This window comes from Acinetobacter brisouii (assembly GCF_008993995.1).
Lineage (GTDB): Bacteria > Pseudomonadota > Gammaproteobacteria > Pseudomonadales > Moraxellaceae > Acinetobacter > Acinetobacter brisouii_A.
This window is the reverse complement of record NZ_BKNN01000032.1, coordinates 1-16,057: the sequence shown is the minus strand read 5'-3', so window position 1 is coordinate 16,057 and position 16,057 is coordinate 1. Positions and strand designations below refer to the sequence as shown.

Annotated in this window: 12 protein-coding genes and 1 pseudogene; 10 read left to right on the top strand and 3 right to left on the bottom strand. The window is 41.2% G+C overall.

The genetic code is table 11. The features are described from left to right. Positions 1-71: 71 nt before the first annotated feature. The 3 genes from GBN19_RS09135 (at position 72) to GBN19_RS09125 (ending at position 2,113) form a co-directional block, all read left to right on the top strand. The gene (locus tag GBN19_RS09135; protein WP_151708757.1) at positions 72-473 is read left to right on the top strand and encodes a YraN family protein; all 402 of its coding nucleotides are present in this window, start codon (positions 72-74) and stop codon (positions 471-473) included. A 79-nt stretch (positions 474-552) separates the two neighbouring features. Next, complete coding sequence (locus tag GBN19_RS09130) at positions 553-1,221, top strand: BON domain-containing protein (protein ID WP_151777921.1); 669 nt, start codon at positions 553-555, stop codon at positions 1,219-1,221. A 7-nt stretch (positions 1,222-1,228) separates the two neighbouring features. Then, positions 1,229-2,113 (top strand): alpha/beta hydrolase, encoded by an 885-nt coding sequence (locus GBN19_RS09125; RefSeq protein ID WP_151777920.1) that lies wholly within the window; start codon positions 1,229-1,231, stop codon positions 2,111-2,113. Here GBN19_RS09125 and nudC read toward each other — a convergent pair whose 3' ends face one another. The 3 genes from nudC to dnaQ form a co-directional block, all read right to left on the bottom strand. Then, positions 2,114-2,860: an NAD(+) diphosphatase gene (gene nudC / locus GBN19_RS09120; protein WP_151777919.1), complete on the bottom strand. Its 747-nt coding sequence runs from the start codon at positions 2,858-2,860 to the stop codon at positions 2,114-2,116. Then, a complete protein-coding gene (locus tag GBN19_RS09115; RefSeq protein ID WP_151777918.1) occupies positions 2,860-4,506 on the bottom strand; it encodes a chemotaxis protein in 1,647 nt (548 codons plus the stop codon). The genes nudC and GBN19_RS09115 overlap by 1 nt, the downstream gene beginning before the upstream one ends. Positions 4,507-4,634: 128 nt before the next feature. Next, entirely contained in the window at positions 4,635-5,972 is a 1,338-nt protein-coding gene (gene dnaQ / locus GBN19_RS09110; protein WP_151777917.1) for a DNA polymerase III subunit epsilon, read from the bottom strand. Between the two features lie 205 nt (positions 5,973-6,177). Between dnaQ and GBN19_RS09105 the strand changes: the two genes are divergently transcribed. The 7 genes and pseudogenes from GBN19_RS09105 to GBN19_RS15930 all read left to right on the top strand — a co-directional run. Further along, positions 6,178-9,600, top strand: a complete 3,423-nt coding sequence (locus GBN19_RS09105; RefSeq protein ID WP_151777916.1) for a lytic transglycosylase — start codon at positions 6,178-6,180, stop codon at positions 9,598-9,600. Positions 9,601-9,690: 90 nt separating this feature from the next. Next, positions 9,691-11,514, top strand: coding sequence for an extracellular solute-binding protein (locus GBN19_RS09100; protein ID WP_151777915.1), 1,824 nt, complete (start codon positions 9,691-9,693; stop codon positions 11,512-11,514). 17 nt (positions 11,515-11,531) lie between these two features. Beyond that, complete coding sequence (locus GBN19_RS09095; RefSeq protein ID WP_151777914.1) at positions 11,532-12,602, top strand: microcin C ABC transporter permease YejB; 1,071 nt, start codon at positions 11,532-11,534, stop codon at positions 12,600-12,602. A 2-nt stretch (positions 12,603-12,604) separates the two neighbouring features. Next, a complete protein-coding gene (locus GBN19_RS09090) occupies positions 12,605-13,618 on the top strand; it encodes an ABC transporter permease (protein WP_151777913.1) in 1,014 nt (337 codons plus the stop codon). After that, a complete protein-coding gene (locus tag GBN19_RS09085) occupies positions 13,593-15,179 on the top strand; it encodes an ABC transporter ATP-binding protein (RefSeq protein ID WP_151777912.1) in 1,587 nt (528 codons plus the stop codon). Before GBN19_RS09090 ends, GBN19_RS09085 begins: the two co-directional genes overlap by 26 nt. A gap of 13 nt (positions 15,180-15,192) precedes the next feature. Further along, on the top strand, positions 15,193-15,927 hold the full coding sequence (locus tag GBN19_RS09080; protein ID WP_151777911.1) for a hypothetical protein: 735 nt from the start codon (positions 15,193-15,195) through the stop codon (positions 15,925-15,927). 44 nt (positions 15,928-15,971) lie between these two features. Then, positions 15,972-16,057 (top strand): annotated as a pseudogene (locus GBN19_RS15930) (IS5/IS1182 family transposase); the annotation flags it as partial.

Sequence of the window (16,057 nt, the reverse complement as noted above, 5' to 3'; positions counted from 1 at the left end):
ATTAAAGCGTCTAGTGTACCTGATTTTCATGCAATCTGAGTCACTGTGCTAGGTCGAGTCGAGTATGTCGTATGAAAAATAGTAATGCTTTGGGGATTTGGGCAGAGCAACAAGCGGCTACACATCTCATCATGGCTGGCTTTCAAATCTTGGCAAGTAATTACTGCTGCCGCTATGGTGAATTGGATTTGATTGCGGTCAAGCAGGATACAGTGATTTTTGTTGAAGTTAAGGCACGTGCTTCAGATCGTTTTGGTTGTGCTGCTGAAAGTGTGATTGAAGCCAAACAGCGTAAATTAATTCGTACAGCGATGTATTTCTTACAACAGCATGAGTTTTATCAGCAATTTTCCTGTCGTTTTGATGTGATTTGTATCCAAGTACATCAACAAATTGCAAAAATGCTACAGCAAGATTTTTCTCAGCTCACTTATGATTTGGACTGGATTGAAGGTGCATTTACTTTGGATTGAGAGTTCTTTAAGCTGTATCGAGATTGTGAAGCAGATTATTGAAATATAGAAGAAAATAGCAACGAAGGAGTTTTTCTGAGTGTCTAAGCGTATTGTATTGGCATTGTTGTGTGCTGCAAGTTTATCAGGTTGTGCAAGTTTTATTTCAGGGGGAACAGGTACAACGCCTGTGGGAACCGAAAGTGGTGCGCGTTCTTTAGGTCAAATTGTAATTGATAAATCAATTGAGCGTACTGCACTGATTAATCTTTATAAATTAGATTCTCGTTTTCGACAGTCACGTGTCAATATCAAGAGTTTCCATAGCAGTGTTTTGCTGACAGGTGAGGTGCCCGATGCACATTTGAGACAGCTTGCTGAGGACAATGTCAGAGCTATGAGCGATGTCAAATCCGTGCATAATTATATTACTGTAGGCGATCAAATTAGCTATGCCACAATTATGCAAGACGCAACTGTGACAGCAAATACACGTGGGTTAATTGCTAAATCTCCCGTTATTTCAGATAGTAAGGTCTTGGTTCATACTGAAGGTGGCGTGCTTTATGTCATGGGGCGTTTAAATAATGGCGAAATTGCTGATTTAAATGGCGTATTATCTCGTGTAGGAGATGTGACCAAAATTGTGACATTAATTGATAATATTGACCCATCCAATCCAACACCAACGGTGCAGACACCTGTTGCAGTAGATTCAAACACAGTTTCTCCTTCCACAGCGACAGCAACACCTTATACAGACCAATAGTTGATTTATGTTTCGTAATACTCAACCCCATGAAATATTGCAACGTATCATCAGCCAGAGTAAGCAAAAACTGGCTGATTTTCGTTTTTATGATATTGCCAGTCAAACGCTGAATCGTTGCACATCACGTAAAAGTTTTGAATTGAATTCCCATGTAGCGTATGGGTTAAAAGCGCGCCAGCGCTTGGATGTTTATCGGAGTAAATCTCCGAGATCAAGTCGCCCCCTCGTGGTTTTTGTGCATGGTGGTTCTTGGGCGCATGGCAGTAAAGAAGATTATGTTTTTTTGGCAGAAAGCTTTACTAAAGAAGGCTTTGATGTGGTGATCTTAAATTATCATCTCGCGCCTGAATACATTTTTCCAAGTTATATTGATGATTTGATTTTGGCACTTAATTATTTGCATGAACAGCAGACTGATCTGAAAATTTCAACAAATAACTTAGTGTTAATCGGTCACTCAGCAGGCAGTTTTAATGTGATGTCTGCGTTGTATTCACCACAACCTTATGATTTGGCTTGTCGATCAGGGATTCGTGCTGTCGTTGGAATAGCAGGACCATATCATTTTGATTATAAAGGTGATCAGTATGCAGAACCTGCCTTTAATATCCAAGTCCCTTATCAAGAGGTAATGCCATACTATTTTGTGGAACCAAACTCAATTCGCCACATTTTATTATTGGCTGAGGCTGATAATTTGGTGAGTGATTATAATACTTATGACATGCATCGCCGTTTAAATGAAGTCGGCAATCATAGTGAGGTTTTTGTGATTCCACGGACGGGACATATCACGATTATTGCCACATTATCAAGCTGGTTTAGTCGCTATTTTCAGACCAAAGCGGTGATCTTAAAGCAACTGAACCAACTCTTCCCACCAAACTAATTAAAGTGCTTGCCCTTGGGTAATATGCATAATCATACGGTGAGCAATACTGCCTTCATGTGGAATCTCAGGAAGCTCCTCAAAATGGAAAAATTGAGCATCCTGAATTTCTTCTTCTTGGAGTTGAATTTCGCCACTGTCATATTCGGCATGAAAGGCCAACATGAGGTTACTTGGAAATGGCCAAGGCTGACTCGATAAGTAACGGACATTTTTGACTGTTACGCCCACTTCTTCCAAAGTCTCGCGGGCAACAGCTTGCTCTAAGGTCTCACCGACCTCAACAAAACCTGCAATTAAACCGTACATGGTCTTTTGGCGAACTGATTTCGCGAGTAGAAGTTGGTCAGCGCCTTTGGTAATAATAGTGATGACACACGGTTGAATACGTGGGTATTGATGATAACCACAAGCAGGGCAGACCATACAGTATTCAGTTGCATGCGCATGGGTTTTTTCGCCACAGTGGCTACAGAAACGATGATTTCTGCGCCATTCAAGCAGTTGCATGGCACGGCTTGCCTGTTCAAATTCATGTGTTGACCACTGGGTAATCAACTGACGAATTGGAATAAGTTGTAAACCTTCAGGAATCGTCTCATCTTCTTTTAAATCTCGGGCAATCACTTGATCACCCGAGCGAAATATTAAATCACTTGCCAATTTCTCAACTTTTGGAAGCTGTAGATTTTGGTCGACTAACAACTGTTGGTTTTGAAAGATATATGCAAGTGATAATTTTGACATTAGGCTACACTTTTTAATTTTTGGCTACTATGAAAGGCAACATCAAACATCCGATACATGATTGGATGATGTTGATGTAATGTTTCAATCAACATATCCGCACTGGCACAGACATCCAAAATACGTTGAATCTCTGTGGTTTCGAGCGCTTTATTTGCTTCAACCTGTTCTTCAATAAACTCAGCACAATTGATAAATGCTTGATAAAGAGGATCATACTGCAATAAGAATAAAACTGCGCCTGCAATTTCTCTAAATTGGCTCGCAAGATTTTCAAGCAGTGTATTTTCATGGGACTGCGCATAAGCAATCATGCTTTGACTTGAAAGATCAACCAAAGCTTTAAGTTCATGTACCAAGACTTTGTAGGCATTATCGAGGCGATCAAGTGCAATATTGGCATTGTTGACTGGATATTGCAGCAGATTTGAACGGTATTGACGAATCAGTAAACCTAAGTCATTTAACGCTGTCAATAAACTATTCATGAGTGCCTGAGTAAACTGCTCGTTTTGGAAATCTTGAGCGCTATTGAGCTGTTTGAGCTGATCAGCAAGTTGCTGACTAATATCAGATTGGTTCAAAACAGTCAGCGTATGGCAGACATTGACCAATTGCTGCTTGATTTCTGAGGTACGTTCTTCAGTAAAAGTCGTGTAATTAAATTCGATATCTTTACGCAAGATCGTAATGTCATCGCTTAATAGATCACAAACGGTTTGAATGGTTTCCTGATCTGGGCCAAAGAGCTGTTTACGATAGAGATAGAGCTCTGAATCAGACAAAATTTCATCACCAACATTGAGCTGTTGACGTAAATAGTCTGAGTGATGGTTATCTTGAGTAATACATAGCGATAAAATATCAGAGAGATCTTCAAGTGATGCACTGAAACTCAATGGTTGTTTTAAAAACGCCGCCATTTGTGTTTCAAGATTAATTAAAATGCGTAAACGAGGCTCAGTAACTAGGCTGTTTTGAAGATGCTCAAAGACAATAGAAACTAAATTCCAGTAGAGTTCACTCTGCGTTTTTTCAGATAAACCTGCGATATAAGCACCTACAAGTTTAAATCCTTCAAAATCAATTCTTTGAATTTTTTGTTGAATCAATTTAAATAAACACAGTTTATATAATCGGTGGATATGCTCACTTTTTTCTAAAGCAGGCTGTGGATGTAGATTAAATTGAGCAGATGAAGTCTGTAGAAGTTGTTCAACTTGGTTACCTTCACGCGTCAATGGTTTATTGAGTGAGATTTCAAGTTGATTGAGACTTTGTAGCAGAAATTGAGGAATGTTCAGTTCTTTTACACAGCTAAATTCGATATAACACTTTAATGTGGTAATCCCTTCGCTGAGATGCTGAATATCACTGGTAATAATCTGTTGTGGATTGCTCATGATTTTACGCATGAGTTCAGCACTATATTGAGCAATTTTGGCAATATCAGGTTGATCGATCAGCAATAAAATTTGCGAACATTGTTCAAGCTGTAACAACGCATCATCAATTCCAAACGGGAGTTGCTGCTCTTCAACCAATGTTGCGACCGCAGACTCAACAAGTTTAATTGAATTGTCAACCTCATTTTTTATAATTAATAACGCGGTTGGATCAAAATGAATCGAGGTTTGGTAAGACATAAATCTGCACCTGTCCTTTAATTATGCTGTGTCTTGTCGCAGTGAGAATTTAAGCCACTGATGCTATTTACAATAATATAACTAAAATCAGTGGCGGTAAAAGAGCTTCCCTTCATGAAAACTGTAATTTATTTGGCAAACAAACAGGGTTCCCCATTTTTTTCCTGATATTGTTTGACCCAGTTCTCATGTGCTTCATTTTCTTCCGCGGAAGGTAAAATCACAGGAAGCGTAACATCGAATTGTACCCGACGAATAGAGGTATCATTTTGTTGATCATTTTGTGATAGGGCATCCATGTCAAAACTGACTTGCCCACCTGTCATGGCTAAATAAACATCTGATAAAATCTCGGCATCAAGTAATGCACCGTGGAAAGTACGGTCTCGTGCAGGGATTTCATAACGTCGCACTAAGGCGTCTAAAGAATTTTTTTGACCAGGGTGTTTACTTTTTGCCAGAGCAAGGGTGTCGATGACGCTACAGACATCAGATAAAGCACCGAGTCCAACACGTTGGAACTCCATATTGAGGAAGTTCATATCGAAGCTTGCATTATGTGCAATAATTTCCCCACCTTTGAGATAGTCAAACAGCACTTGTGCAATTTCGGCATATTTCGGCTTATCTGTTAAAAACTCATCGGTGATACCGTGGACTTGTACCGAATCACCTACAGGTTTTTCAGGGTTGATATAAATATGAATTGAACTGCCTGTCAGTTTACGATTGATCATCTCAATCGCACCAACTTCAATGATTCGATCGCCGTCCTGATAATAAAAACCAGTGGTTTCTGTATCGAGAATCAGTTGTCTTTGTCCATGCTGTTCCAGTGTAGCAGGCGTAATTTTAATCTGTGGATGTACTGAAGAAGGCGCAGAATTTGGCGCTGGCTTTTCAGATTCACTTTCTATGTTCTCAATGCTATCTGTCTGTTCATCATCTGCATCGAAATCTAAACCGAAGGGGTCATCGAGCAGCCAGTCACTGCTCTTTGCTTGGGGCTTTTTTATATCTTGCATAGGAGAATTTTTAAGTTGCGCCTGTATTTGATCTGCACCACGATTGGCCAGTTGATCTGCTTTTTCATTGCCAGCATGTCCAGCATGTCCTTTAATCCAGTTCCACTCAATTTCACGACCTTGGCAAACTTGATCTAGTTTTTGCCATAAATCTGGATTTTTGACTCCTTTCCAGTCTTTCTTTTTCCAGCCATGAATCCATTCGGTAATGCCTTGTTTGACATAGTTAGAGTCAGTCCAAATAATCAGCTTGGCTGTGTGTGGGCAAAATAAAATCCCTTCAATGGCAGCAGTCAGCTCCATGCGATTATTGGTGGTGTTGGGTTCTCCGCCACAAAGTTCGTGTTTGGCATTTTCTGTGAGAATATATGCCCCCCAACCACCTAAACCGGGATTACCACGGCAGGCGCCGTCGACGTAAAGTGTGATTGTGTCTGACATGATACAAAACCCAAACTCAGTAAAGTGTAAAAGTACAGTATTCTAACCCGCAAAATAGTCATATTCAGTAATGGCTGAGCATTTTTTAATTTCTTGTAACATTTATATGAAGATCAGCGTAGCATAAAGCCTTGTGCGATCAACATGCTTACATAAAATGGCAATGTGAATATTGCAAGTCTCGCGATTTTGTTTGGAACCGTATATGTTTAAACCTACCACAGCATTGTGGCAAATTTCTGCACCGCAATTTGTTAAACTTTCTCTTTTAAGTTCTACACTTGCAGCAATCGCATTGAGCACAGGATGTAGCTCTGCCACCACAACAACACAGCCAGGCAAATCCAAACAAGTCGGTTCTGACTATCTCGATGCTGATTCTTTAGACTCCCTAGAAGATTTGCTTTCTGCAACAGATATGAGCGCAGTGGAAGGAGATCGCCTACAAGTCTTAAAACATGGTGATGTCTGGAAACGTATGACTGTGGGTTTCAAAATGGATGAAAGCCATTGGGATCCAAGAATTGAGGCGCAGAGGAGTTGGTTTGTATCACGTCAGCCTTACTTAGATCGCATGAGTGCGCGTGCCAGTCGTTATTTATATCATACGGTTAAAGAGGCTGAGCGCCGTGGTATGCCAACAGAGTTGGCATTGTTACCTGTGATTGAAAGCTCGTATGACCCTGCTGCGACCAGTTCCGCATCTGCCGCAGGTTTATGGCAGTTTATTCCAAGTACAGGACGTATTTACGGTTTACAGCAAAGCGGTACCTATGATGCGCGTCGTGATGTGGTTGAGTCGACTCGTGCGGCTTATGAGTTTTTAGGAAGCTTATATAATCAATTTGGTTCTTGGGAGTTGGCACTGGCTGCTTATAATGCGGGGCCAGGTCGTGTACAACAGGCAATTAACCGCAATCAGGCACTGGGTTTGCCAACGGATTATTGGTCATTGAAATTGCCACAAGAAACCATGAACTATGTTCCTCGTTTCTTGGCTGTGGCACAAATTGTCAAAAATCCACGTGCCTATGGTGTCAATTTACCACCGATTGCTAACCGTCCTCACTTTAGAGAAGTGCAGGTGGCATCGGGTGTATCTTTGAGTGATATTGCCAATACAGTTGGTTTAACTCGAGCGGAACTATACGCGCTCAATCCAGGATATCGAGGAGATGCCATTGATCCTGCAAGTCCTGGACGTATTTTGATTCCATCTGATATTAGCCCTGTGGTGGATAAGCGCTTATTGGCATTAAAATCAAGCACAGGTTCAGGTGGTTTCTGGGCCAGTAATACAACGACTAAACCTGTGAATAATGATCAGGTTTTAACGCCTGTTCATTCAGCACCGCCTGTTATTCAGACCATTGGTAGTGCTGCAGCAATTAGTCAACCGAGTCGGAATATGGCTTCAGTGACAACACGCCAACCGACCACCACTGTCGCGAATTCTCAACGTAAACAAACTCCACAAAATGCAGGTGATCTTGCAATCTTTGCAAGCAATGCCGATGTTCCAAGTGCGCCACGTATTCCTGTGGCAGTCACAACAGCGAGTAATGTCAAAACGCCAATTTCGACAGAACCACCGATTTCAACACAAGAAAAAGCACAGATTCAGGCAGAAATTAAGGCTGAAGACCAAAAGAGTCAAACAGTTGCTAAAGTGTTACAGCCAGAAGCAAACAAGACTGAAAAACAGCAAGTGGTTGATGAAATCAAAGCGATTGCGCCTGCAGGTACCGAAATTGTCGATCCTTACGATGGTAAAATTAAACTGACGGCTATTCAGACCAGTTTATCGGTTGCAGAAAAGCAAGGTAAGGAAGTCAGCAAGAGCTTTGCTTATCCGAAACAGGTCGTAGATACAGTGTCTCCTGATTCAGATGATGCGAAACGTAATCAAGGCAAAAATGTTGTTAAGACGGACACAGATGTTGTCGTGGTTGCACCAACAGGTAAGAAAAGTAACTATAAGGTCGTTGCGGGCGATACCTTAGCAATCATTGCCATGAAAAATGGGGTATCTTGGCGAGATATTGCCAAATGGAACCAGATTGACCCAGAAGCGCCATTATTTGTTGGGACAGTATTATATTTATATGATGCAAAACCACCACAACCAAGCACAAATACAACAGCGAAAACAACGCACCCTGATACTTATATCGTAAAAGCCAATGACAGTTTATCTGCAATTGCTGATCAGTTTGATATTAGCCTGAAAGATTTAGCGGATTGGAATAACCTGTCTGTATCGGGTAATTTAATGGTGGGTCAGAAGTTAATTCTTAAGCAGCCAGTAGAAAAGAAAACAGTTGATACAACAGCTTCACGTAATAAAGCTACGAAAGTTAAAACAAAAGTTTATAGTGTGAAGCGTGGTGAATATCTCAAGGTGATTGCAGATCGCTATGGTTTATCAGTGCAAGAACTGGCAGATTTAACGCCAAATTTGAATAGCAGTAGTGCATTGATGGCTGGACAAAAGATTAATGTTCCTTTGCATGAGATGGCTACATCTGAAATTGACCAACCAACAGTAACCACAGATAGTAAAGCTGTAAAAACAGATAGTTATAAAGTACAAAGTGGTGAAACACTCGGTATTATTGCAACGAAAGCCAAAATGTCGGTGAGTGATTTGGCTGAGCTGAATCAAATTAAATTGGATGCTCCAATTTTTGTTGGTCAGGTTTTAAAGGTTCCTGTGGGTTCAATCAAAGCGGTCACAGTTACATCTACAGTGAGCACGAAAACTCCTGAATATCATGTTGTTAAACGTGGTGAATCGATTGCTTCTCTCTCTGTGAAATATAATATTTCACAAGATCGTTTAATTGAAATCAACAAGTTGGGTAAAGCGCCAAGTATTCATCCTGGACAACGGATCAATTTAAGTGATGATGAGCAGCCTGTAGTTGCTACGACACCAGACAGCTATATTGCAAAAGCGGGTGATAGTGTTGCCAGTGTTGCGAAAAAGTTTAATTTGCAAAGCCGATATTTGGCAGAACTCAATGATTTATCCAGTACAAGTAAACTCCATGCAGGGCAAAAGCTGCGTCTAGTTGGTGATATTGCAGATAAATCGGAAGATAGCCAGAATACGCCAAGTCGCTATACGGTGAAAAAAGGGGATACCTTAGCCAGTATTGCTAAAAAATATCATTTACAAATGAGTTATTTAAGCGATTTAAATAATTTAAGTGGTGGTAAAGTGCATGCAGGACAGCAACTCCAGTTAACTGGTGATCTTCCTAAAAAAGTAGAGAGTAAAGCAGCCAGTGCGGATACGTTCAAAACCAAATCAAGCCATTCGAACAATACTGAAAGTTATGCAGTAAAATCAGGTGAGTCTTTGAATGCCATTGCTAGTCGTTATGGTTTAAGCACGAAAGATTTGGCTGACATGAATGATATGAGTGCAAAAGCAGGCTTGCGTCGTGGTCAAACGATTGTCGTCCCTAAGTTGACGACAACGTATAAAGTGAAATCGGGTGATTCACTGATTCGTATTGCCAATAAATACAATATGGATGTGAAGCAACTGGCACAAATGAACGACCTAGAACCAAATGCTTCGCTGCGTTTAGGTTCAACTTTAAAAGTGCCAAATTCATAAAGCATTTTTGAAAAAATCCCTCAGTTGAGGGATTTTTTATGCGTATGATTAAAATCGTGATGTTGTCATTAAAATAAAGGTTGAAATTGCGTGAAATTTGCCTATTGGGGAAGTCTGTTACTTTTATTAAGTTCAAATTTGCAGGCTCAGCTACAGACGACAAACTATATTGCTATTCGGACACAGCCCTTATATAGCCATGCGTCCAATATGCCTTATGCCAATCCGAATGCACCCAAAGGCGGTTATCTGATTCGTCCAAGCAATGGCACATTTGATAATTTAAATAGCATGAATGGTAAGGGCAGTGAAACCGATGGTGTGAACTATCTATTTGATAGTTTAATGTCGAGTTCACTGGATGAACCTGGGGTGATGTATCCGCTTTTGGCTGAAAAAGTGACCTTTGACCCTAAGCATACCCAGTTTGTGATTTTTCAGCTGAATCCCAAAGCTCGTTTTAGCAATGGTCAGCCTGTCACGGCTCAAGATGTGAAATACAGTTTTGACACCTTCCAGACCAAATCTAATCCCGGTTTGCAAATGTATTTGGCAGATTTGGAAAAAACCGAAGTGCTATCCAAATATCAGGTGAAGTGTACCTTTAAATCTAAAAATAATCCTGAAATGCCTTCAATTCTGGCTAGTCTACCGATTTATTCACAAATGGACTGGAAGCATAAAGACTTTACCCGAGTTAGTTTAGATCCAATTTTAGGGTCAGGGCCTTATACCATTGCTCGGATTGATCCAGGTCGAAGCATTACCTATCAGCGTAATCCCAATTACTGGGCTAAAGACTTAGCGGTGAATCGTGGACGCTATAATTTTAATCAGCTCAAGTACATTTACTACCGTAATCTGGATATTGCTTTTGAAGGCTTTAAGTCAGGGCAATACACCTTGCATGAAGAATTTACAGCACGTAAATGGGTGACACAATATAACTTTCCTGCTGTTAAAGCTGGCTTGGTGGTGAAATACCGTTTTCAGCACCATAACCCGATTACGGCACAAAGTTTCATGTTCAATACGCGACGTACGCCGCTCAATGACATTCGCTTTCGTCAGGCTCTCACCTATGCGTATGATTTTGAATGGCAAAATAAAGCCTTGTTTTATGGGCAATATCAACGCTTACAAAGTTATTTTGCCAACAGTGAACTGGCCGCGACAGGGCGACCAAGCGCGGCAGAACTGGCCATTTTAAAGCCGTGGTTGCCTAAGCTTGATCCCGTGATGCGTCAAGGTGTGCTGACAAACTGGAAATATTCAGTTTCAGATGCCAGTGGTTTTAACCGTAATAATTTACTGATAGCACGACAGTTACTCCTCAAAGCAGGCTATCGCTTTCAAAATCAGCAATTATTGGATTTAAAAGGTCGACCGATTCGTCTTGAGTTTTTGATTCATCAGGATGGTTTACAACGTACCTTGATGCCTTTTGTGAGGAATCTCAAAAAATTAGGCATTAGCGTGAGTATTCGTCAGGTGGATGTGCCACAGTATTTGGAGCGGATGCGCCGTTATGATTATGACCTGACCACAGGGGGCATTCCGCAAGGTTTGACGCCAGGCAATGAACAATTCCAAATGTGGGGCAGTGCCGCAGCCGATCAGGTTGGGAATTATAATTATTCAGGTATTCAAAATCCTGCGATTGATGCAACGATTCAACATTTGGTACAAGCGCCTAATCGTCCGCAATTGGTGCTGTATACGCATGTACTCGATCGCTTGTTGCGCGCAGGTTATTATCAGATTTTGACCTATGGTAAAGGTGAAAACTGGTACGCCTACTGGAATATGTATCGCCAGCCAAGCGTTAAGCCACAACTCTCTGCGGGAATTGATTATTGGTGGGCTGACCCGAAGCAAACCCAAAAGATCGCCCACTATTTGCGTCAGCACTAAAACAATAAGGAGTGCAGATGGGAACCTATATTTTAAAGCGGTTATTACTGATTATTCCGACATTATTTTGTATTTTGCTGATCAATTTTGTGGTGATTCAGATTGCCCCGGGTGGGCCTGTTGAGCAAGCCATTCAACAAGCTGAAAGTTTTCAGGGAGTCAATAAAACGGTTGCTGGCGCAGAAACCCTTGCCAATGCCGATACCCATTATCAAGGGGCACGCGGTTTAAGCCCTGAAATGGTGGAGCAGATTAAGGCACAATATGGTTTTGATCAGCCTGCCTATATCCGTTTCTTTAAAATGCTCAAAGGTTATGCCAGTTTTGATTTTGGAACGAGTTTTTTTAAAGATAAACCCGTGACGACGCTATTGTGGGAGCGTATGCCTGTCACAGTTTCTTTGGGGTTATGGAGCACCTTGCTGATTTATCTGATCTCGATTCCCTTAGGCATACAAAAAGCCAAACGGCATGGCATGTTGTTCGATAAAACCACATCGCTATTGCTCGCGGTGGGTTATGCTGTGCCGACCTTTGTATTTGCGATTTTACTGATTGTATTTTTTGCAGGTGGTAGCTATTGGCAATGGTTTCCACTACAGGGCTTGGTCTCCGATAACTTTGCCCAACTGAGCTTTCTTGGCAAGATTCGCGATTATTTCTGGCATATGGCTTTACCGTTATTGACCATGGTACTCGGTGGTTTTGCCAGTCTGACCTATCTCACCAAATATTCCTTTATGGAAGAAATGGGGAAACAGTATGTCTTGGCAGCACAGGCCAAGGGGCTGAGTGAAAATCGGGTGCTGTACGGGCATATTTTTCGGAATGCGATGTTGATTGTGATTGCAGGTTTGCCTGAAGCTTTGGTCGGCATGTTTTTTGTCGGGAACTTTTTTATCGAAATTATTTTTAATCTCGATGGCATTGGTCTGTTGGGTTTTGAAGCAATTAGCCAGCGTGATTATCCTGTGATTTTTGGAACCTTATTTGTATTTACCTTGCTTGGTTTGGTGCTGCGTTTGATGAGTGATGTGCTGTATCAAGTGATTGACCCTCGAATTAATTTTGATGCTCGGGGGATGTAATCATGTCACCGATGTTGCAACAAGGCATTCAACGCTTTAAACACAATCGACTTGGCTTTTTTTGTCTGATTGTCTTTCTGATTATTTTTGTTTTATCTAGTGCAGTCGAGCTGATTGCCAATGATAAACCGCTGTTGGTGCGTTATCAGCAGCATTTTTATTTTCCTGTAATCAAAAGCTACCCTGAAACCACCTTTGGTGGGGTATTTGAAACCGAAGCGGATTATCGTGATCCCGCTGTCCAGCACATGATTGATGCACAGGGCTGGCAAATCTGGCCGATTGTGCATTATTCCTATCAAACGCCGAACTTGGAATTGGCTGTACCTGTGCCGTCACCACCAACCACAGAAAACTGGTTGGGAACCGATGATCAGGGGCGTGATGTATTTGCCCGAGTGCTCTATGGTCTGCGGGTGTCTTTGCTGTTTGGGTTTGCATTGACGTTCTTTTCTGCGTTGATTGGTATTTTGGTCGGGGCGATTCAAGGCTATTACGGTGGCTGGGTGGATTTATTTGGGCAGCGCATTTTAGAAGTCTGGGGTGGCTTGCCGATGCTGTTCATGGTGATGATCTTGGTGAGTATGTTTACCCCGAACGTGTACTGGTTATTCCTGATCATGCTGATTTTTGGCTGGCCAACCTTGGTGGGCTTGGTGCGGGCTGAATTTTTACGCGCACGACATCTCGATTATGTCCGTGCTGCACGTGCTTTGGGTGTGCGAGATGGTCGAATTATTTTATGGCACATTTTGCCTAATGCTCTCAGTTCAAGTTTGTCACAGCTTCCATTTATGTTGACTGCGAATATTACCGCACTGACTGCACTGGATTTTTTAGGTTATGGCTTACCGCCCGATGCGGCATCCCTCGGAGAGTTATTGCTACAGGGGAAAAATAATTTGAATGCGCCGTGGCTTGCGCTTTCAGGTTTTGTCAGTCTGGCATTGGTTTTATCGTTACTGATTTATATTGGCGAGGCAGCGCGTGATGCATTTGACCCAAGACGTAACTAAATCTCCAATTCTTCAGATTGAACACCTGTCGATTTTAAATTCTCAGCAACAACCGTTGTTGCAAGATTTTCATTTAACCCTGCATGCAGGACAGACGGTTGCTTTGGTAGGCGAAAGTGGTTCAGGAAAATCGATCAGCAGCTTGGCGATTTTGGGCTTGTTGCCGCATCATTTGCAGGTGACAGGACAGATTCAGTTGCATGGGCAAAATGTTTTGCAGATGTCACAGATACAATTGCGTGCGCTGCGTGGACATCAAGTTGCCATGATTTTTCAGGAACCGATGACGGCTTTGAACCCCTTGCATCGGGTTGAAAAATTAATTGGTGAAAGTCTGCTGTTACAGGGTTTGTCTAAACAGCAAGTTCGGCAGCGTGTGATTGAATTACTGGTCGATGTCGGCATGCCTGAGCCTAAACAAAAACTCAAACGCTATCCACATGAACTTTCAGGTGGGCAAAGGCAACGGGTGATGATTGCCATGGCACTGGCTTTAGAGCCTGAAATTTTAATTGCTGATGAGCCGACCACGGCACTTGATGTTTTATTGCAGGCGCAAGTGTTACAACTACTGAAACAGCTCCAAAGCAAACGTCAAATGGCGATGATTTTAATCAGTCATGATTTGGGCTTAGTGCGTCGTTATGCCGATGACATTGTGGTGCTGAATCAAGGCAAGATTGAGGAAACAGGTTCTGTACAGCAAATATTTGAATCTCCACAGACTGCATATACCCGAGAATTACTGGATCATGATTTTGGTCAGGCTTTGCTAGCGCCAAACAGTTCACTTCTGCTTGAATTAAAACAGTTAGGCGTACGTTTCCCGATTAAGCAAGGTTTATTGAATCGAATCAAAGATTATGTGGTTGCAGTTGAACCTTTAGATTTGTCTTTGGCAGAAGGTGAGTCAATCGGGATTGTGGGCGAGAGTGGTTCAGGTAAAACCTCGTTGGCGCTGGCGATTGCACGTTTAGTTGCAAGTGATGGGGAAATTGTACTGTTGGGGCAAGACCTGAATCGTTGCAATGAAAGCTTGTTGCGTCCATTACGCCGTAATTTTCAAATGGTGTTTCAAGATCCGTATAGCAGCTTGAATCCTCGCATGAACGTTGCACAACTGATTGCTGAAGGTCTGAGTGTGTTCAATATGTCTGAAATAGACATGCAGCAGAGGATTGAACAGGCATTACAGCAAGTCGAATTACCTGTCAGTTTTAAATTACGTTATCCGCATCAGCTTTCTGGAGGTCAGCGTCAGCGTGTGGCTTTGGCACGGGCACTGGTGTTACAGCCGAAATTATTAATTTTAGATGAACCTACGTCAGCACTGGATCGCACCACACAAAAAGCCATTGTGAAACTATTGCGTGATGTGCAGCACAAGTTACAGATGAGTTATTTGTTTATTAGTCATGATTTACAAGTGGTTCGGGCGTTGTGTCAGCAAGTACTTGTGCTACATCATGCAAAAGTGGTGGAATTGCAGCCAACAGAACAATTATTTTCGCAACCCCAAACTGAATATACGCGGCAATTGATTCAGGCGAGTGAGTATTGATTGGTAGAAATTTATGTATATAGATAAAACAACAATTATTTGTGTAATTCTTGGGATCGTAATTTTTAGAATCATAGATAATCTGAATCATGGAGCCACTATTCGTTGGGATAGAGTGGCAATCATTGAGAATTGGATATTAGTAATAGCACTTGTGTGGTTGATTTTTGTTCTGATAAAAAGATTGTCTAATAAACCTAAAACTCAACTAAAAATAAGAAAATCTTTTAATTTACAAAGCTTAAGAATAGAGGTTCAAAAAGAGTTTTCAGAATACAATATTATTGAAAGACATGGACAAATCTTGATTTGTGAGACTGATATTAGAGGTGAATTTAGAGAATTAGTATTTGTTAGGTTAAATAAAAACTCGCCTAAACGAGTTGAGCATAAAGAGCGTTTTCTAGTTGCATCATATCCATACATTCCAAGTGGCGCAGAGATGCGAAAAGATTTCTCTGAAGAGAATATAGAAGATAAAAATAGCAAAATTTCTGATTTAAATTTGTTATTTGATCGAGCAAAGAAGGAATTTGCAGAATTTAATGTATTAAAAAGAAATGATCGGATAGTCATTTTAGAAAGAGAGAAATTAGGGCAAAAAGCACAAGAATTGGTTTTTATTCGGATTGCTTCTGAACAAAAAATCATACGATTAGGTTCAGATGGTAAAACTTTAATTGCACGTTATCCATATGTGCCAAGTAAAGAAGAAATGAGACAAGATTTTTCTCAATCGCTCAATTAATATTAGACCTCTTGCGAAAGTAAAAAATTGTTTATACTAGTCCCATGAAATATGAAAATTTAACTAGATTTAATGATGGGGAATTTAAACGACTTGTTGGAATTCCTCGTCCATTATTCTTAAAAATGGT